Origin of the sequence: Raoultibacter timonensis (genome assembly GCF_022845715.1) — a bacterium.
Classification (GTDB): Bacteria; Actinomycetota; Coriobacteriia; order Coriobacteriales; family Eggerthellaceae; genus Raoultibacter; species Raoultibacter timonensis.
Genome location: NZ_AP025564.1, coordinates 3,229,950 through 3,249,088, shown reverse-complemented (window position 1 = coordinate 3,249,088; position 19,139 = coordinate 3,229,950). Strand labels below are relative to the sequence as shown.

At 59.4% G+C, this 19,139-nt stretch carries 14 protein-coding genes; 7 read left to right on the top strand and 7 right to left on the bottom strand.

The features are described from left to right. Positions 1-13: 13 nt before the first annotated feature. The 5 genes from MWL89_RS13330 (at position 14) to MWL89_RS13310 (ending at position 4,912) form a co-directional block, all read left to right on the top strand. Entirely contained in the window at positions 14-352 is a 339-nt protein-coding gene (locus tag MWL89_RS13330; protein WP_102379844.1) for a P-II family nitrogen regulator, read from the top strand. Positions 353-664: 312 nt separating this feature from the next. Next, the gene (locus MWL89_RS13325) at positions 665-1,081 is read left to right on the top strand and encodes a phasin family protein (RefSeq protein ID WP_244386632.1); all 417 of its coding nucleotides are present in this window, start codon (positions 665-667) and stop codon (positions 1,079-1,081) included. Positions 1,082-1,274: 193 nt separating this feature from the next. After that, the gene (locus MWL89_RS13320) at positions 1,275-2,756 is read left to right on the top strand and encodes an ABC1 kinase family protein (protein ID WP_244386627.1); all 1,482 of its coding nucleotides are present in this window, start codon (positions 1,275-1,277) and stop codon (positions 2,754-2,756) included. A 185-nt stretch (positions 2,757-2,941) separates the two neighbouring features. Then, positions 2,942-3,367 (top strand): Fur family transcriptional regulator, encoded by a 426-nt coding sequence (locus MWL89_RS13315; RefSeq protein WP_102379842.1) that lies wholly within the window; start codon positions 2,942-2,944, stop codon positions 3,365-3,367. A gap of 204 nt (positions 3,368-3,571) precedes the next feature. Continuing rightward, entirely contained in the window at positions 3,572-4,912 is a 1,341-nt protein-coding gene (locus MWL89_RS13310) for a GGDEF domain-containing protein (RefSeq protein WP_244386623.1), read from the top strand. Between the two features lie 3 nt (positions 4,913-4,915). Here MWL89_RS13310 and MWL89_RS13305 read toward each other — a convergent pair whose 3' ends face one another. Then, positions 4,916-7,714, bottom strand: a complete 2,799-nt coding sequence (locus MWL89_RS13305; protein ID WP_244386621.1) for an EAL domain-containing protein — start codon at positions 7,712-7,714, stop codon at positions 4,916-4,918. 500 nt (positions 7,715-8,214) lie between these two features. Here MWL89_RS13305 and MWL89_RS13300 point away from each other — a divergent pair, with 500 nt between their 5' ends. Continuing rightward, positions 8,215-11,856, top strand: coding sequence for a cell wall-binding repeat-containing protein (locus MWL89_RS13300; protein WP_244386618.1), 3,642 nt, complete (start codon positions 8,215-8,217; stop codon positions 11,854-11,856). 307 nt (positions 11,857-12,163) lie between these two features. Further along, on the top strand, positions 12,164-13,384 hold the full coding sequence (rpsA, locus tag MWL89_RS13295) for a 30S ribosomal protein S1 (RefSeq protein ID WP_244386617.1): 1,221 nt from the start codon (positions 12,164-12,166) through the stop codon (positions 13,382-13,384). Positions 13,385-13,510: 126 nt separating this feature from the next. On the opposite strand, the gene MWL89_RS13290 is transcribed toward rpsA, so the two are convergent. From MWL89_RS13290 to MWL89_RS13265, 6 genes are all read right to left on the bottom strand, one after another. Beyond that, entirely contained in the window at positions 13,511-15,049 is a 1,539-nt protein-coding gene (locus MWL89_RS13290; protein WP_244386615.1) for a LuxR family transcriptional regulator, read from the bottom strand. Positions 15,050-15,241: 192 nt separating this feature from the next. After that, positions 15,242-15,430 (bottom strand): hypothetical protein, encoded by a 189-nt coding sequence (locus MWL89_RS13285; protein ID WP_102379836.1) that lies wholly within the window; start codon positions 15,428-15,430, stop codon positions 15,242-15,244. Positions 15,431-15,473: 43 nt separating this feature from the next. Further along, on the bottom strand, positions 15,474-15,812 hold the full coding sequence (locus MWL89_RS13280; protein ID WP_102379835.1) for a SpoVA/SpoVAEb family sporulation membrane protein: 339 nt from the start codon (positions 15,810-15,812) through the stop codon (positions 15,474-15,476). 10 nt (positions 15,813-15,822) lie between these two features. Then, on the bottom strand, positions 15,823-16,212 hold the full coding sequence (locus MWL89_RS13275) for a SpoVA/SpoVAEb family sporulation membrane protein (RefSeq protein WP_244386614.1): 390 nt from the start codon (positions 16,210-16,212) through the stop codon (positions 15,823-15,825). 66 nt (positions 16,213-16,278) lie between these two features. Next, positions 16,279-16,611, bottom strand: a complete 333-nt coding sequence (locus tag MWL89_RS13270) for a 4Fe-4S dicluster domain-containing protein (RefSeq protein ID WP_244386613.1) — start codon at positions 16,609-16,611, stop codon at positions 16,279-16,281. Between the two features lie 2 nt (positions 16,612-16,613). Continuing rightward, the gene (locus tag MWL89_RS13265; RefSeq protein ID WP_244386612.1) at positions 16,614-18,857 is read right to left on the bottom strand and encodes a molybdopterin-dependent oxidoreductase; all 2,244 of its coding nucleotides are present in this window, start codon (positions 18,855-18,857) and stop codon (positions 16,614-16,616) included. Positions 18,858-19,139 lie beyond the last annotated feature (282 nt).

Sequence of the window (19,139 nt, the reverse complement as noted above, 5' to 3'; positions counted from 1 at the left end):
AGGGAGAGGGAATATGAAGAAGATTTCTGCGATCATCCGTCCCGAAAAACTCGAACCCCTGAAAGACGCGCTCTTTGCCGCAAAGGTTTCGGGAATGACCATCTCGCAGGTGCACGGATGCGGAAACCAGCACGGATGGAAGGAGTACTACCGCGGTACGGAGGTGATGCTCAACATGGTTCCGAAAGTGAAGTTCGAGATCGTCGTTGACGAAAGCCGCGTGGACGCCGTCGTCGACCTGATCTGCGAGACGGCGAAGACCGGCGAGGTGGGCGACGGTAAGATATTCATCTTCCCCGTCGAAGAGGTCGTCCGGATACGTACGGGCGAGAGAGGCATCGACGCGATATAGCGCGCTTGCCGCAACGGTGCAAACGCTTGCCGAAAAAGCGAACGATCGGTCCTGCCGAGCAGGGTTTTCGGCGGGGCTGATCGCTTTTTTCTGCCGCGATTCGGCCCCTGCCGTTTTTTAGCTGGGATCGGCTCGCCATGGTTGCGCTTCCGGCGGCATTTTCGGGTTCGCGTGCAAGGTGGTGCGAGCCCCATGATTTTGCTGCAGTTTCGTTGATTGCGCTTTTGCGCGCCATGCGGCATCATAGATGAAAGATGCCGCATGCGCATCGTCGCTTGCGGACCGATTGCGCTACACTCGAAGGAGGCGTATATGGCAAACCTCGGTGACGGATTCAAAGACATTTTCCTGGCCGGAGTCGGCGCCATGGCGATCACGGGCGAGAAGGCGAAGGACCTTATCGACCAGCTGATCGAAAAGGGCGAAATTACGGTCGACCAGGGAAAGCAGATCAACAGCGAGCTCAAGCACAAGGCGGAGGACGTTGCGGCAACGCTGCGCTACGACGCGCTTGAAGCGCGCATGGCCGCTATGACCCCCGAAGAACGTACCGAATTTGCAGCTCGTGCAGCCGATCTTGCCGCCAAGGCAAACGCGGCCGCGGCTGCGAAAGAGGCTGCCGTCGGAGACGCTTCGGCGGTGTCGACTGCCGAAACCGTTTCCGCAGAAGATGCGGAAACGCAGGAAGCGTCCCAGGAGAACGGCGACGATTCGACGCCGACAGCGTAACTGATCGTATCGCTTCGGGATCATGGCAGACAACACGGTTCTTCGCTATTTTTTCAGTTCCGGTGCGGGCATCGACCCCGAGAACCGTTTCCACCTGAACCGGAAAACGAGGGCGAAAAGGCTTCGCGAGATATCGAGCATTCTTCGGAAGCATAAGTTTTTGCGCGGTTTTTCGCCCGAGGAGTTTCGGGCTATGCTCGAAGATCTGGGACCGAGCTTCGTCAAGATCGGGCAGACGCTCTCGACGCGTTCGGAAATTCTCCCGAAGGCGTTTTGCGACGAGCTCGAAAAGCTTCAGACGGCATGCGAACCCTTGCCGTTCGACGAGATGCTCGCGGCGCTCGATGCGCAGTTCGGGAGCCTTCGCGAGCAGATTTTCGTGACGATCGACCCCACGCCTTTGGGCAGTGCGTCGTTGGCCCAGGTTCACCGTGCGGTGCTGGAATCGGGTGAAATCGTTGCGGTGAAGATCCAGCGCCCCGGCGTCAAGGAGACGATGGCGCTCGATATCGATATCATGCGCATGCTCGCTCGTCAGGCTGCTCGCTTCATGAAAGACGAGCAGATGCTCGACCTGCGCGATGTTGTCGAAGAGTTGTGGGCGACGTTTCTCGAGGAGACCGATTTTCGACGGGAAGCGGAAAATCTCGCCGAGTTCGCGCGTCTCAACGAAGACGTTGCGTTCATCGATTGCCCGAAGGTGCATCCCGAACTATGCAGCGAATACGTGCTCGTCATGGAGTACATCGACGGCATTCCCATCTACGATACCGAGGGCTTGATGGAGAAGGGCTATCACCTCGAAGAAATCGGCAGCAAGATGCTCGACAACTATGCGACGCAGATTCTCGATCATGGGTTCTTTCACGCCGACCCCCATCCGGGCAACGTGCTCATCAGGGCAGGGAAGGTCGTCTACATCGACCTCGGCAATATGGGAAAGCTCTCTGCGCGGGATCGAGCCGGGTTCGGCGACATCATCGAAGCGGTCGGCAAGCTCGATTCGTCCGAACTCAAAGAGGCGCTCATGCGCTTTGCCGTTTCCAAAGACAATGCGGTTATCGACCATACGCGGTTTCTTGCGGACCTCGATCTGCTGCTTGCCGATTACGGCTCGTGCGATGTGTCGGAAATCGACATCGGTGCTTTTCTCAACGATATCCTCGCGCTCACGCGCCAATGCAAGGTAACGCTGCCTTCGTCGATTACGAGCGTTTCGCGCGGGATCGTGACGATCGAGGGCACGGTCGGCCCGTTCATTCCCAACCTCAACATCGTCGCCATCATCAACGATCATATCCGCCACAGCAAAAGCGATCGGGACGAGCTGATCCGTGCGCTCGAGGGTCTCACCCGGTCGCTTCGTTCTTCGGCCACCGGATCGCTCGATGCGCTTACGTACTCGGGCGACGCCCTGAAGATGCTCACGCGCGGCCAGCTTAAGATGAACATGGAGGTGTTGGGGTCGGAGGCGCCGCTCGCGCGCATCTCCAAAATCGTCAACCGCTTGACGATAGCGCTCATCATTGCGGGCTTGTTCATCGGTTCGAGCATGCTTTCCCTTTCGACCATGGAACCGCGTTTGCTCGGGGTGCCCGTTCTGGCCTTTTTCGGCTACCTGGGCGCAGCGGTTCTTTCTCTGTGGATCGTATTCGACATAGCGCGCAGGAAATAAAATCGGCTGGATACATGTGTACGTGCGGTGCACGCCGTCCCGTGCGCTTGCACCGGGCGTGTTCACGTGGTATCTTAACGATATAGAATCCTAATAGGATGTATGTCTGATTTGACTCCGCCTGATCGAATGTCCGATGGAGCGGCTCGGTATCGGTCGAGCGGGTTTGAGAGAAAGAAGCGGCCATGGCTTTGGCGACCAACCAGACCGGCGAGCGCAGGCCGGCTACGCGCAATACAATCCAACGGGCCCTTGTCTTGGAGGCGGTGCAATCTCTGCACGAACACCCCACGTCGGCCGATGTCTACGAAGAAGTACGGGCAAAGCATCCGAACATCTCGCGTGCGACGGTGTATCGCAATCTCGGGGTACTTGCCGACAAAGGCGAGGTGCTGCGGGTCGAGGTGGCGGGCGGGGCCGATCGCTACGATTTCTTCAACGAGCCCCATTACCATGCGCGCTGCAGGCAGTGCGGTCGGATCTTCGATATCGACATGCCGTATAGGTTCGATTTGACCGACGAGGTGGTCGATGCTCACGGGTTCAAAATCGAGGGGCACCAGATCATGTTCGATGGCACCTGCCCCTCATGCCAGAAGGATTCTCGGTAGCTCGCATATCCCTGATTTTCGATAGCGGGGGGTTTCACTCGACTTCAGCCGACGGGTTTCGCGCTGCCTGCGCATCGGTTTCACGGGGCGGCTTTCGGTAAAATATGCCGCATATCGTTATATATATGTTATACACTTATACTATCGATAAAAGGACTCCTCTCGGCGCGGTATCGCTGGGGGGGGGTTCTCTGCGAGGTTTTAATGCCGGATCCGTACAAGATTTTCGATGCCCTAGCCGAACTGGTCTACATAAGCGACATCGAATCGCACGATCTTCTTTACATGAACGAACCGATGCGGAAGCTTGTCGGTCCCGAGTGGCGCAGCATGAAGTGCTACGAGGCGTTGCACGACAAAACGGAGCCGTGCGGCTTCTGTAACAACGATTCCCTCGACGCCGACGCATTCGTCGCCTGGGATCACTTTAACGAGAAGTTCAAAAAATACTATCTTCTCAAAGACAAGCTCGTCGATTGGGAGGGGCGCTCGGCTCGTTTCGAGGTCGCGTTCGACGTATCGGAGCAGCGCGAACGATCGTCGGTCCTAGAGGTTCAGCTCGGCCTCGAACGGCTTCTCGTACAGTGCGCGATGAAGCTGCAGAGCATCGATGGCTTCGCGGGCGATATGACCTTGGTTCTCGAGATGATCGGCCGGTACCTCGAGGCTGATCGTGTGTACATCTTCCAGGTCTCGCCCGACGGCAGGTTGTTCAGAAACACGCACGAATGGTGCGCCGAGGGGGTTGTTCCGCAGATCGATGGGCTGCAGGATGTGGGAATGGATTTCGTCGGACAGTGGCTCCCTTTGCTTTTAGGGCGGCGAACCGTGATCGTGAAGGATGTAGAGGAGCTGCGCGAAACGGCACCGGCCGAGTACGAAATGCTTTCGACTCGAGGGATCGCGAGCGTCGTGGACGCACCGCTGCTCGTCGGCGACAAGCTGATCGGGTCGATCGGCGTCGACAATCCGGCTGCGGTCCACCTCGACCATTGCGAGTCGTTCTTTACGAGCCTTTCGTATTTCCTTTCGATCGAGTTGGAACGCTATCGGACTAAGGAGCGGTTCAAGACGCTGAGCTACACCGATTCCATGACGGAGCTTTCGAATCGCAATCGGTTCATCGAGGATGTCGGAAAGCTGGATGGCGAAGGAGCCCGAAGCGGATTCGGCGTAGCGTACGTCGATCTGAACGGGCTCAAGGATATCAACGATCACGAAGGCCACGCGCAAGGCGATCGGGTGCTCAAGCTGGCGGGCGATATTCTTAAAGAAGCGTTTTCCGATGCGCTCGTGTACCGTATGGGCGGTGACGAGTTTCTCGCGGTAGCGCTCGATAAGGACGAGTCCGAATTCGCCGAGCAGGTTGCCGAAGCGCGTCGCAAGCTCGCCGCCCAGGCGTGCTCCATGGCCATGGGCGTGCACTACGCGCGCACTCCGTGCTTGGTGGACGATGCCGTGCGTTGGGCCGATAGCGCGATGTACGCCGATAAACGCGTGTATTACGAGTCCCATCCCGCTTCTGCGCGGTATCGCGAGGCCTAGGCGCTAGACCGTCTTCGGCTCTTCTTCGACGGGAAGCAGCGCGCCGGCATCGAGTTGCGCTTCGGAGGCTGCGCGGGTAACCGGCCTCGAATACAGGTATCCCTGTATAACCAGGTGCGAGCCGTAGGATCTCAGCATGGTTTCCTGCCGGATGGTTTCCACGCCTTCGACGATTACGCTCACATCGAGGCGGTTCGACATTTCGATGATGCCCTCGAAGATGATCTTGCTTCGTTGGCCGCTTTCGCTGTTCACCAGGAGGCTGCGGTCTATCTTGAGCACGTCGATGGGGAGATGCTGCAACGCTCCGAGCGAAGAGTACCCGCTTCCGAAATCGTCGATGGTGATACGGAATCCGAGATCCTTCAGCGCACGGCACATGGATTCGGCGCGGGCGAGATCCTCCATGACGATGCTCTCAGTCAGTTCGAGTTCGAGCAGATCGATGGGCACGTCGTATTCGTCGACGATGCGCTTGAGCGTCGAGGGGAACCGATCGTCGAGCAGGTGAAGCCTCGAGAAGTTGCAGGCGATCGGCACGATCGGGAGGCCGGCGTCGATGCGCTCTTTGATGTATGCGCAGGCTTGCCTGAACACACAGAGGTCGACTTCGACTACGAACCCGTTGCGTTCGAACAAGTCGATGAACTCGACTGGATTGCGGATGCCGCGGTCGGGCACGACCCAGCGCACCAGCGCCTCGAGGCTGACGATCTCTCCCGTCCCGATGGCGACTTTGGGCTGATAGTAGGCGACGAACTCGCCGTTTGCCAAAGCAGCGACCGCCTCGCCCTGCAGCGTTCGCTGCTCGATATCCCGTTCCTTCATATCGGAAGTATAAAGAGCGACCGTGCTGCGAGAGGCCTCGCCGATGCTCTCGCGTGCGTATCTCGCGCAGTCGATGAGTTCGGAAACGGGGTCTTTTCGCGTTTCGCCTCCCGCTTCGAGCACCGTGATGCCGCCGAATACGAGGACGCGGTATCGGTGCTTTTCAAGGATGCCGAGGCCGTTAAGCTCCTTGTCGAGCCGCTCGAATCTCCGCTCGAAATTTTCCTTGCCCGTCCAGCGGAGAAGCGCAACGAATTGATCGGCGCTTACGCGAGCGACAAACTCGTTTTCGTCGACGAACTGATCGAGCAGGTTTCCCATGGCGACAAGGAACCGATCGCCTTCGGCGTATCCGAAGGCTGCGTTGAAGTTCTTGAAACGGCTGATGTCGAAGAAGAGCATCGCGTGGGCGTGCCCGCCGTCCTCCTCGAGAACCCGAGACGCTTCTATCTGGAATCGGTTGAGGTTCCAGCCGCCGGTGAGGGGATCGGTGTAGACAAGGCGGGTGATTCTCTGCGCATTGCTCGTCTTGCTGCGGTAAATGTATACGAAAATGCCCGTTCCCGAGATGAACAGCAACGCGATCCCACCGATGATCTGCAGCGGGTACTGCCTGATGATGTCGGCGGGGCTGGTGGGGTGTGAGATCAAAGCCGTTTCGGTAACCCATCGCGTCATCGTTGAATCGGAGGTGAACTGGACGCACCGATCGAGAATGCTGACGAGCAGGGGATCGGCTGAAGCGGATACGCCGATGGCCATGTTGTTGGTGTAATCGGTCAGGGCGAGCAGGCTGAGCGAATCGTACTGGGGCTCGGTAAGCAGGTAGTCGGCAACATGGATGTCGGCGTACGCCATATCGGCCTTTCCGTCGAGGATCGCATCGAAGCACTGTTTCGGCGTTTCGTAGTAGGTGGACTCGTGGTCCTGCGAATCCTCGGCGATTTCGGCGGCAAGCGAGAACCCCTTGGGCAGCGCAATGCGCGTCCCGGTCGGATTGCTTCCGACTATCTTTGCCATAGGGTCTTTGAGGTAGGGGCCGGTGGTGCGCATCGAGCTCGACGAAGAGAGTTCGACCGATTGGTCGACGGCGTAGACGATGTCGGCTTCTCCTGCTTCTACCATCGCGAGCGCCTCGTCGTGATCGTCGACGGGCACGTAGGTGAACTGCAGCCCAGTAATGCGCTCGATGTCTTCGAAGAGCATCGCGGTGACGCCGGCGTATTCTCCCGTAGTCGGATCGGTGTAGGAAAGCGGGGTTCTGAAAGAGTCGTAAGCCACCGTCAGCGTGGGCGCGTTCTCGATGTATGCGTACTCGTCGCGCGTGAATACGGGATCCTGCCTCGTGTTGATGCTGAAGTACGTTTCGTAGAGCTCGGTGAAGTAATCGGGATTGCGAATCAGCAGGCGGTCGGTCGCATCGTCGATAGCGGTTTTCAGGTCGTCTCTGCTTTTCGCGATGGCAATGTAGAGCGGTTCGGGCGAGAATTGCGCAACGGTTTTGTACTGCGTGTTGACGCCGAGGTAGGTTATGGCGATCGCGTCGAGCTCGCCTTGATCGAGGGCATCAGTGAGAAGGGGCGTTTCGCCGAAGGGCACGATTTCGACTGAGACCCCGTTTTTCTCGCAATAGCTTTCGAACGCACGTGCGTCGAGACCCCCCTCGATGACCCCGACCCTCATATTTTGGAATGCGGAAAAGTCGTCGTAGGCGAACCGATCGTCGTCGATGCGGACGTTGATTGCCGTGTAGATGCTGCATACGGGCGTTTTCGAGAAGAGCATGTCTGCGTCGCGCGCATCGGAGTGGTAAACCGACGGCAGGATGTCCACCTCGCCCGCCGCGATGGCGTCGTACGCTTCTTCCCAGGTTTCGAAATCGACAAACTCGTACGACCAGTCAGCATACCGTGCGATTTCGTTGAGGTAGTCGATGTTGTACCCCGCATACGATCCGTCGTCGTTGCGATGCATGTAATCGCCATCTTCGTAATAGGCGACTGAGACGGCTTTTTTCGACGCCGGATCGTCAGTGCTTTCCGCAAATGCTTCCGGGAGGGGCTTTCCTATGCAGGCGATCAGGCAAACGGCCACAAAACCTGCCGCGAGGAGGTGGCGTACGCTTTGCGCGATAAATACCGATGCTCGGATGGTGATCGTCTCGCTTTATTTCATCGAACGTCTGCCGCTCGGTCGACCGACGTGCAGCGGGTTGCTGCTACGTCTATGATAATACAAGTGAAATGATCATAGAACGACGATTGGCAATTCTGGTTTGCGCGCAAAGGTGGCCGTCCTGTCGTATTGAGGGATCACGGGAATGCTCGATAGGCGCTTTACGGGCGGGCGATGCCTCCGCTGAGGGTTTGTCTGCATTGCGGTACGGGCGCGATCGTGCGGCTCTCTCGAGCGCGCCGTTCCGGGAAAAGGCAGTATAATTGCAAGCGTATCGGTAATATATGAATGGACGACAAATGAACGAAAAGGCCGCACCCTTGCTTCATGAGATGCCTCGCTTTGCACGTCGAGCCCTTTCGGTGGGATTGGCTGCGCTGTTGGCGCTCTCCTTTACGCCCCGGTCGTTGGCTTATGCGGATTCCACTCAGCCTGGTTCGGATGCTCGGATTGAGGCCGCCTCGGACGAGGGAAATGGGAGAGCGGCCGATTCGGGGGGAGATGCCGACCTCTTAGCATCGTATCCGATGCCGACGGTTCGCGCGGATGCGACAGTGCGCTCGAGCTTGGTTCTGCTCGTGAAATTCAAAGACGACGCATGGGGGGATTCCGATTTCTCCCATACCGGGTTTAACGCCGCGTACCCCTACGGGGGATTCCGAACGTATTGGGAAAAGTTCTGCGCGTCTCTCGATTCCGTTTCCGGAACGCCGGTTCAGCGGTCGTTCAGGAGCTATATTCGCCTGATGTCCGACGGCCAGCACGATGTGCAGAGCTTTTTCCCTCAGACCAACGAGTCCGACGGAACGGTGAGCTGCCTTTCCCTCGATTACGAGGCGTCCCACTACGTCGATAACGACGAGGAGATGATTGCCGAAGCATTGGCGAAGTTCAACGATGCGTATGCCGACTACGATGCATCGGCGCTCGATGTCAATGCCGATGGCTACGTCGATAACCTGCTTATCGTTCCCGTGGTGGGGCGAGGGGGCACGTTTACCAGCCACGAGGCGGTCAGCTACGGACAGCCGTCGATCGGGTCCGTATCGCCCAAGAAGATCGGATCCTACAACGTTATCGAAGCTTACATCGATCCGACCACTGGCGAGGTCAGCACGATTTTCTTCGAGGGCACGGCTGCGCACGAGTATCTGCATACGCTCGATGTTCGAGACTACTACCGCCTCGGCGATGGCGATGCGGATTTGGGCGTTCCTGTGGGCGTTTGGGATGTTATGGCCAATTCGGGAGCGTTCTCGTGGCCTCTTGCCCTTACGCGGCAGACTGCGGGGTGGTGCAGCATTGCCGAAGAAGCCCCTGAGGGAACCTACACGCTGTATGCTCCTGCGGATGCCGGCTCCGAAGAGGGGCGGGCTGCCGGCAAGCGCCAGGCCGTCAAGATCAAGACGCCGCTGTCGTCTTCCGAATACTTTGTGGTCGAATACCGCCAGAAAACGAGCGGCGTTTCGAACTACGACACCAAAATCGGCGGCTCGGGCTTCATCGTATATCGGGTGAACGAAAAATACGTAGAAGAGGGTAACGTTACCGCACGAGGCGACTACGTATACGTGTTCCGCGAAGGCGAAACGGGCATGACGAACGGGCGGGCGAACGGAGCAGGCGATATCGTACACGCTCAGGTCAGCACGCCCGATCGTTGCGAGGGGGGCAATCGCACCGAAATCGGCTTCACCGATGTGACGAAGGGTCTGACCGATGGTGCGATTTGCTATTCGGATGGGCGAAACTCCGGGCTGCATATAAAGCCCGTCGAGCAGACCGATGGATCCATTACGATCGAAGTGAGCCATGCCGATTGGTCGGGGACCGATTTTTGGCAGGAGGTTGCGGACCCGTCGGGCAATGTGCCGTTCGGCACGATGGGGGTGCCTGCTGTCGCCACGGCAACCGACGGCGCAAACGTGTACGTGCTAGCCAAGAGCCAGATGCTGGGGGGAGATCGGACGCAGCATCTCGGCCGTGTATGGAAGTACGATGGCGGCGCTCGTTCGTGGGGCGCTTGCGGTGCCGAGATAACGGGGATCTCGAACGCGCAACTGGCATGGTTCAACGGGGCTCTCTACCTGGCCGGCGCGGATGCGAACGCGCGAACCGTGAGGTTGATGCGCTTCGATGGCGCCTCCTCTTGGGTCGATGTTGCCAGCACTCCCGGGACCCCGACGGGAGCATCGTTTCCCGGCCTCGCCGTATCGGGCGGCGGTCTGTACGTTCTTGCCGACGACGGCGGCAGCAACACCAGGCTGTACCGACTCGATGGGGCGAATCTGGTCCAGCAGGGTGGGAATATCCCCCTCGGAATGGCGGCAAACTCCACGGTATTCGATTTGAACGGAAGCCCTGCAGTGGTTGCGGGCGACATCGACGCGATGCCATGGGAAACGGGCATATACCGTTTGGCGGAAAGCTCGTGGACGAAAACGGCAACGGTTGGTGCGGGTGCGGCGGCATCTATCAGCGCCGTTTCGGTTGGCGACACCGTCTATCTGTATACATTCGAATCCGGCAGCGGCACCGCGCGTCTTTCGTCTCTCGCCGACGATGGATCCGTCTTATCTGACTGGGTCGTTTCAAATGAGGTAGCCTCGGCTCTCTCCCTTTCCGGCTGCCTTGCGGCCGACGATGCCCATCTGTACCTTTGCGGCGTGAACAGCGAGGGGTCGGTGGCAGCGTATGCCGCACCAGTGGATGACGTTAGCGAGTTTATCCAGCTCGGTGACATGGTGTATCGAAGCGGCTCGGGTCTTTCCGTCGCTCTCGTCGAAGGCACGTTGTACTGTGCCGTTGCCGACGGTAACGGCAAGACAATCGCCGTGCGCTCGCATGACGCTCTGTCTGCCCCGAAACCGCCGGTCGACCCCCCGGTCGACCCGCCTGTCGACCCGCCGACCGACCCGCCTGTCGACCCGCCGACCGACCCGCCTGTCGACCCGCCGACGGTCCCCGATAATCCTGGCGAGACGGAACAGCCCGTGCAGAAAGCCGAAAAGGAGCTTTCCGGCTCGACGCGCATCGGTACAGCCATCGCGGTGGCGCGGGAGACGTATCCCGGGGGACCGAAAGGCGTCATCGTCGCCAAGTCGAACAATTTTCCCGACGCGCTTGCCGCTTCGACGCTGGCGGGAGCGAAGGGGTACCCCATTCTGCTGAACCCGTCGGACGCCCTGGACCCCGACCTGCGCGCGTACCTGCGTGCGACGAAGGGGACATTGGGCGAGATCATCCTGATCGGCGACAAAAACTCCCTGTCGAGAAAGGTGGAGTCGGACATCCGCGCGATCGTTCCGTCCGTGCAGAGGATCGGCGGCGTCGACCGCTTCGATACGGCAAGGCTGCTGCGGGAGGCGGCTAAGAAGGCGGGAGCTGCAAGCGACACCGCTGTTGTCGCGCGATCGGACAGCTTTCCCGATGCGTTGTCCGTCTCGCCGTACTGTGCGGCGACGGGTGCACCGCTTTTCATTGCGAGTCCCGGATCTTCGCTCGATAAGGCTCTCCTGAAAGAGCTTTCAGGCTATAAGCAGGTGCTTATCGTCGGCGATACGAACTCCGTTTCGGCGAAGGTTGAAGCTTCGTTGAAGTCGACTTCTGTGCGGGTGGTGCGGCTTGCGGGCGGGGTGGGCAACTCCTATCCCAAAACCCGCTACGGCACATCGGCGGCCATCGCCAGCTGGCTTGTCTCGAGTGCGGGATTCAGTGCCGAGCGGATTTCATTCGCGACGGGGCAGAACTTCCCCGATGCGCTCTCAGGCGGCCCGCTATGCGGTAGCAAGCGGTTTCCCATCCTGCTCGTCGATGCGGACGACTACTCGGCTATTCGAGTCATTCCCGCCGGGCAGGCAAAGGGATTGTACTGGCTCGGTTCGACGAATACGCTTTCTGCTGGTCTGAGAACCAAGATCAAGAAGACGATGGGATACTAACGCTGCGCGGCGTCGATGGCGAGCGGGCGGTCGCGATGCAGCGGAAGCGAGTGCGTTTTTTGCGTCCCTTTCGCGCGATTTGTGAAATACCGCATTGAGCAAGCGAATCTGAGCTCCGAGTGAAAGCGCCTATGCTATACTAATTCAGCTTGTATCGCAGATGCGGTATAAGCGTGAAAACTGTAGGCCCCCGAGACATGTTTGTAGCACGGTGATAAACCAGGCTTCATTGCATAAGCGAACATGGTGAATGTAGCAAGCAATCATGACGAAGGGTCCCCGATTTTTGTTTTGAAAGGGGTCCGTTTTGACCGAAATCAAGAACACGTCCGTTATCGAGTTCGACGACATCTCCGATGAGCAGATGAACCAGATGATCGACGGCACGCTGACCGAGTTCGACGAGGGCGATCTGGTCGGTGGTACGGTCGTTAAGATCGAGCATGACGAGGTGCTCGTCGACATCGGCTTCAAGAGCGAGGGCGTCATTCCCTCCCGCGAGCTGTCCATCCGCAAGGATGCCGATCCTGCTGACATCGTGAACTTGGGCGACGAAATCGAAGCTCTCGTTCTGCAGAAGGAAGACAAGGACGGCCGTCTCATCCTCTCGAAGAAGCGTGCCGAGTACGAGCGTGCATGGATTCAGGTTGAAGACAAGTTCAAGGCCGGCGAAGTGGTTACCGGCGAGGTTATCGAAGTCGTCAAGGGCGGCCTCATCCTCGACATCGGTCTGCGCGGCTTCCTGCCTGCTTCCTTGGTCGACCTTCGTCGCGTGAAGGATCTCGACATGTACCTGGGCACCGAGATCGAAGCCCGTGTCATCGAGATGGATCGCAACCGCAACAACGTCGTGCTGTCCCGCCGCGTGCTCCTCGAAGAGGGCCGCAAGAACGAGCGTGCCGAGATTCTCGAGAAGCTCTCCAAGGGCATGCGCCTCAAGGGCACCGTCTCCTCGATCGTCGACTTCGGCGCATTCGTCGACCTCGGCGGCATCGACGGTCTGGTGCATATCTCCGAGCTTTCCTGGAACCACGTCAACCACCCCTCCGAGGTCGTCAAGGTCGGCGACGAGGTGGAGGTCGAGGTTCTCGACGTCGATCTGCAGCGCGAGCGCATCTCCCTCGGTCTCAAGCAGACCACCGAGGATCCGTGGATCAAGCTCGTCGAGGCATACCCGCTGGGAACCATCGTTGATGGCCGCGTGACCAAGATCGTTCCGTTCGGCGCGTTCGTCGAGCTGGGCGAGAACGTCGAAGGTTTGGTGCACATCTCCGAGATGTCGCTCAAGCACATCGATTCGCCTGCACAGGTCGTGCATGCTGGCGACGAGGTGAAGGTCAAGGTCATGGAGATCAACCCCGAGCGTCGTCGCATCTCCCTGTCCATGAAGGCCGCCGCTGAGGAGCTCGGTTTCGAGATCGAAGTCGACGAGAGCGTCGTCGTCGAGGAGAAGCCGGCCAAGAAGAAGGCTGAGAAGGTCGAAGAGGCCCCCAAGGCCGAGGCTGCCGAAGAGCCTGCTGCCGAATAACACAGGTTCGATAGCGCATTCAAGAGGGCGTCCGAGAGGGCGCCTTCTTTTTTGTAAGGAGGATGCTGATTGACCGCGCAGGGAGCCATTTGAGCTCGGAGGATCCCGCGAAAGCTCCGATGCCTGCTAGCCGTTGAGCGGTTCCTTCTTGTCGAGCAGACGCTTCTCGTTCGCCTTCGCCTCTACGAGCGTGATGATCTCCTGCTGCGAGTGCACGTCGAGCTTTTTGTAGAGGTGATAGCAGTGGGTTTTTACGGTATGCGAGGAGATGAACAGGACATCGTGGATGTACTCGGTGTCCCTGCCCCGCGAGAGGAGCTCGAGCACCTCGGTTTCCCGCGGTGAGAGGTCGGCCTTTTCGGCGATTTCCAGAATGCTCTGCTTCCAGTAGTTCTTGCGATCATCCTCGATCCTGCTTGCCGTGTAGTCGGGCCAGCGGACGAACGTGAGGATGACGACGAGCAGAAACACGCAGCTGAGGCATGCCGTCGTGAAGACCGCATCGCCGAAGTCGCTTGCGAGAAGCACGATCGACCCTACGATCCAGCCGATCACCACGCCGATGGCGTTGGCGAACCTACCCAGCGCGAAGTATTTGGCGGGACGCAGCGATTCGGCGCGGATGATGCTTGCGAGGACGCTAAAGCTCAGCATGTCGTAGCAGGTAAAGCCAAAGATAAGAAGCGAACAGCAGACGATCCTCCAGAACGTATCGAGAAACGGGAGGGGCAACAGGATGGCGGCGATGCAGGAGAGGAGCACGCGCGATACGGTGGCGGTGCCGATATGCCGGTTGAGGACCGTGCAGTACAGCAGCAGAAAGACGCCGGGGAGTCCGAGTGCTATCCAAACAAAACCCTGACCTTGGTTGTGAAGCGAGAACGATACGCCGATGCAGAGGGCGAGACCGAATACGACCGAAAAGAAAAAAAGCTCAAGCGAAAGCTGCTTGAACGCCCGCGATGCGCCGGTGGTACGCGTTTTGACGATTTCGTTATCCTGCGAGGTGCAGAGGCGCGGCGCTCCCCAGAGAAGCGCTCCGGTGCTGCACGCGAGCGTTGCGATGGCGATAACGGCTGCAACGCCTTGCATGTTCGCAACGGCGAGGTAGATAATTCCAGCGAGAATCGTGCCCGTTGCTACGGCGTAGGGCAGCCGATCGCCGTCGATGCGGGTGATGAGCGTGCCGAGTTGTACGAGTGCGGCGGCGGTTCCGCATCCCATGATCAGCCAGAGGACGGCTGTCGGCAGAGGCCAGGGGCCGAAAGCTGAAACGCTGCTGACGATCGGGGGAATGCAGGCCGCAAGCCCGCAGGTAAGGGGAAGCAGTTTCGGGGCGATGCTCCTGGTCCCTTGCGAAAACCAACTGTGGGTCCGGTATGCGACGAACAGAAAGAGGGCCGATCCTGCGAGCCCCGCCCCTTTGAGCAGCAGATCAGGTGCTTCGGTTCCCTCGAGCGGCACCATGAGGATATCGGTGAAGTACGTCGAGAATATCCACGCCCAATACAGGGCTACTGCAAGAAAGCCTGCGAGGAATTTCGGGGTGAAGTACGAAAGGGTGTTACTTGCTGCGTCGGGAATCGCACCCGACTGATCCTCGCTGCCCTGTGCGCTGTTCCGGCGACTTTGCGCTTCGCTTCGGTTGCTGTCGTATTCCGCCACGCGACCCCCTGATGTACGTAAAATGCAAACCGATCACATGATACTACCGAATGGCTTTGGGCAATCGGCCGAACGCAACCCCATACCGAAACCTTCGATCGTCGGCACCCTGCGAGCAAGGGCAAAAGGGTTCGAGCGATTCGAACCCTTTTGCGGGTGGGCGTTGTGCGCGCCATCGTGCGGATGCGCGCCTTATTCCGCTGGCTGCTTCAGCGAATCGGCCGATCCGAGGCGGCTGCCGCATGCCTTGCATCGCTTGGCGGTCGGGCCGTTCATGTGCCCGCATGCATTGCAGTACCCCGGCACCTCTTCGAGCGCCGGTTTCGGGCGGGCAGGCTTCTTGCCGCACCGCCCGCAGTTCATGCACGCGTATCCGCACATCCGGCACCTCCTTCATTCGTGCGAAACGGGCTCGAGGCCGCGTTCACACCTTGTTCTTCTTGCAGTACACCCATCCGGCGGCTACGCCGAGCAGGATGAGGGCGGCGAATATGCCGAGCACGAGCGCGACCATGCTCCAGTCGCCCATGAGCGCCAAGGTGGTTGCGCCGAACACCGCATCCCCCGCGCCGACGGCCATGATGAGCATCCCGGCAGTGTTGAACGAGAGGAGCGACCCCATGATGCCGAGCGCTGAGAGCAGGCCGCCAAGGCCCAAGCCGAAGATGAGAAGCTTGGGCGGTTCGAGCTTGGTCACCATCATGATGGCTTGGAATACGAGGCAGGTTGCCCCGCCGATAAGAAACGCGTTGAGAAATTCCATGTACGGTCACCTATCCGATCAGAAACGCGACGAGGCCGACGATGACGACGATGAGCGAGCCTGTTCCGAGAACCCATGCTGCAAGCTTTACGCCGGCGAGCATCGAGGCTCCCATGGCCGCCCCGTCCTCTTTAGCCCGCACGACGGTTCCGGCAACAGCGGCGGCGAGTCCCGAGAACGGAAGCGCTGCACCGAAGCCGCCTACCTGCTCGATTTTCTGGTACACGCCGAACACGAACAGAACCGCGCCGACGAGGCCGACACCCACGAGCGTAGTTGCCGCAAGAAAAAACGAATCGGGTCCCAAAACGGCTACCGCGATGCTCATGAACGCCTGGCCGACCATTGCAAGTATTCCCCCAACGATAAACGAACCCACCAGTGCTTTAACCGAGTCCATCTGCTTCCCCCAATCGAGTGGGCTGCGGTGACCAAGGGGACTTGGACACCGCAGCGATACGAGTCCTTACGGTACGATGAGCAATTGCTGCGGCTTCTTCTCAAGCTCGCTTGCAAGCTCGGCGACGGGGCCGTAGGTGAGGCATTTTGCCTGACAATGCGCGACGCACGCAGGAAGCTTTCCCTTTTCGGTTCGCTCGCGGCACAGGTCGCACTCCTTGCTGAACAAGGGAACGTTCGCATGCTGCCAGTTCTTCTCCCCCATCTGCCACGGGCCGAGCTCGAACAGCTTCGCCCCGAAGCGGTCTGTCGGCAAACCGTGCTCCATCTGGCAGGCGACCTCGCAGGTGTGGCATCCGGAGCACCATTCGTAATCAACCAGTATTCCATAGCGGGCCATGGCTATTCCCCTTCCTCGATCTTGTAAACCTTGCACAGAAGCGTTTTGTAGTTGCAGCCGAATCCGGCTTTGCCGGGGATGTACTGGAACAGGTTGTTCACATTCAGGTCCCGTACATCGAAGAGGTTCTCGGGATCGGCCTCCGGGTACCACCAGCCGTGGTCGGTCGAGACGGTCATCTCGTTGACGATGGGCGTGACTTCGAGGCGGCGCTTGCACCGTCCGCGCGCGTTCTCGACCCAGACCCAATCCTTGTCCTCGAGGCCGAAGCGAACGGCGGTTGCCGGGTTCATCTGCACGATGGGGTCTGGGTGGACGGCGCGCAGATGGGGAACCTGGCGGTTTTCCGAATGGAACAGAGTGAAGTTGCGGGCGCCGGTTGTGAGCACGAGCGGATACTCCTCGAGCAGCTCAGGCGTGGCGGTGGGACCGGGTGTCGGCTCTTCGAAGTAGGGCAGCGGGTCGAGACCAGCGTTGTTGTAGAAGTTGCTCCACAGCTCGATGCGGCCGGACGGCGTATCGAAGCCGGGTTGTCCGTCGGCGCGAAGCAGGCCCTTTTCGTACTTGCGGTATTCGAAGGGGATGTAGGCGGGCGCGTTTTCCTGCAGCTCGTGGAAGTTCATGCCGACGCCTGCATCTTCTAGGATAAAGGAGAACATCTCGTCGACGTCGGCCCACGGCCACGCGTCGGGGTTCAGGCGCTTGCCGAGCTCGAGGTTGATCTCCATGTCCGATTTGCATTCGCCGATCTGGGTCACCTTGTTGATGACCTCGCCGCGCTGGACGCCGTCGCCCACGCGCAGGCCGTCGCGTTCAGGATAGGTGCAGGCGGGAAGCACGATATCGGCCAGCGCCATGGCGGTCGGCGTCATGAACAGGTCGGTGACGACGATGAAGTCGAGTTTCTGCCACGCGGCCATCGTGCGCTCGGTGTCGGGAGCGGTGCAGGCGAGGAAATTCGTGGTCTGTAGCCAGGCAGCCTTCATCTCGTAGGGCTTACCGGTCTCGAACGTTTTGATCATCTCGTCGGTAGACGCCACCTGGAACCCGAAGTTCAGAAGCGCGTACTTGTCGAGGCCGATGCGCTTTTTGGCGATCTCGGGGTCGAGCAGCTCGTTGCCCCAGCCGCCTGCGTAGTACAGGATGGAGGGCGGGGCGATCATGCCGCCTGGGTTGTCGATGTTGCCGGTGATCTCGAACAGCGCCGAAATGGCCTGGCAGGCGGGCAGCGCTTCTTTGGTGGTGTCGATGGCAAGGCCCCACTGCATGATGGCGTTCTCGGCGTTCGCAAAGGTGCGCGCTGCTCCGATGATCTCCTCCGCGGGTACCCAGGTGATCTCCTCGACCTTCTCAGGCGTAAACTCGGCGACGCGCTCTTTCAGCTCGTCGAAGCCGTAGCACCAGCGATCGACGAAATCGTGGTCGTAGATATCCTCGTTCATGATGACGTTGAGCATGCCCATGGCAAGTGCGGCATCGGTGCCGGGGCGCAGCTGGCAGAAGTGCTCGGCTTTGCTCGAGAGCCAGGTGCGGCGCGGGTCGACGGTGATGATCTTCGAGCCCATCTTCATGCAGTCGACGATCCAATGGCCGTAGAGGCCGTCGGAGTTCGACACGATGGGGTTGTTGCCCCAGAGCATGATGACCTCGGGAAGCTTCCAGCGCGCGTCATCGTAGCGCTGGGCGAACTGCTGCGAATAGTCGCCGAGCCAGAATGCACCGGTGGTGGCGAAACACCCGGCTACGCGGGGAAGATAGCACGACATGCCGCTCATGCCGAACAGGTAGTTGGGGCTGCCGTACGACCAGGCGAGACGCGTGATCCATGCGGCGATGTCGCGGCCTGTTCCCTGATAGAACGCCACGCGCTCGGGACCGAACTCTTCGCGGATATCGATGAACTTGGTTGCGATGGTGTCAAAGGCCTCGTCCCAGCTGATGCGCTCCCACGTGTTCTTGCCGCGGTCTTCGCGGGCTCGCTTCAGGGGGTACTTCAGGCGATCGTCGTGGTTGGTGCATTCGGGCAGGGCGAGACACCGCGGGCAGAGGCGCCCTTCGTTGAAGGGGTTCTCGGGATCGCCTTCAACCTTGACGAGCTTGTCGTTTTCGTCGGTATAGAGCAGAACGCCGCAGCCGATATGGCATCCGGGTCCCGTCCATGCGCTTCCGCGCGTAACTTTGAGACCGTCCTCCTCGTAGTGCCATGGCTTCTCATGCGCTACGAGCTCAAAGCCTTTGTCTTCCATGTTTCCACATCCTCTCGTCTTACGTGCCGTGTGCGATGCATGCGGGCGGCGACACAGTTTCGGGCTTCCGAACCGCATGCGGGCTTGGGTGCATCATGGGCGGGTAAGGTGTGCAGCGCAATCAAGCGGGGCGCGCCATTATGGGAAAAAGGGCAGAAGCAGGCTCATACCAGCGATGTGAATCGTCGGTAAGACGGGCTGTGTGAGTGTGGATAACGCCTGTTAGAATTGGTTTACGGGAAAGGCGCACTGTCCGATTGCATGCGTTCCCGACATCGGATC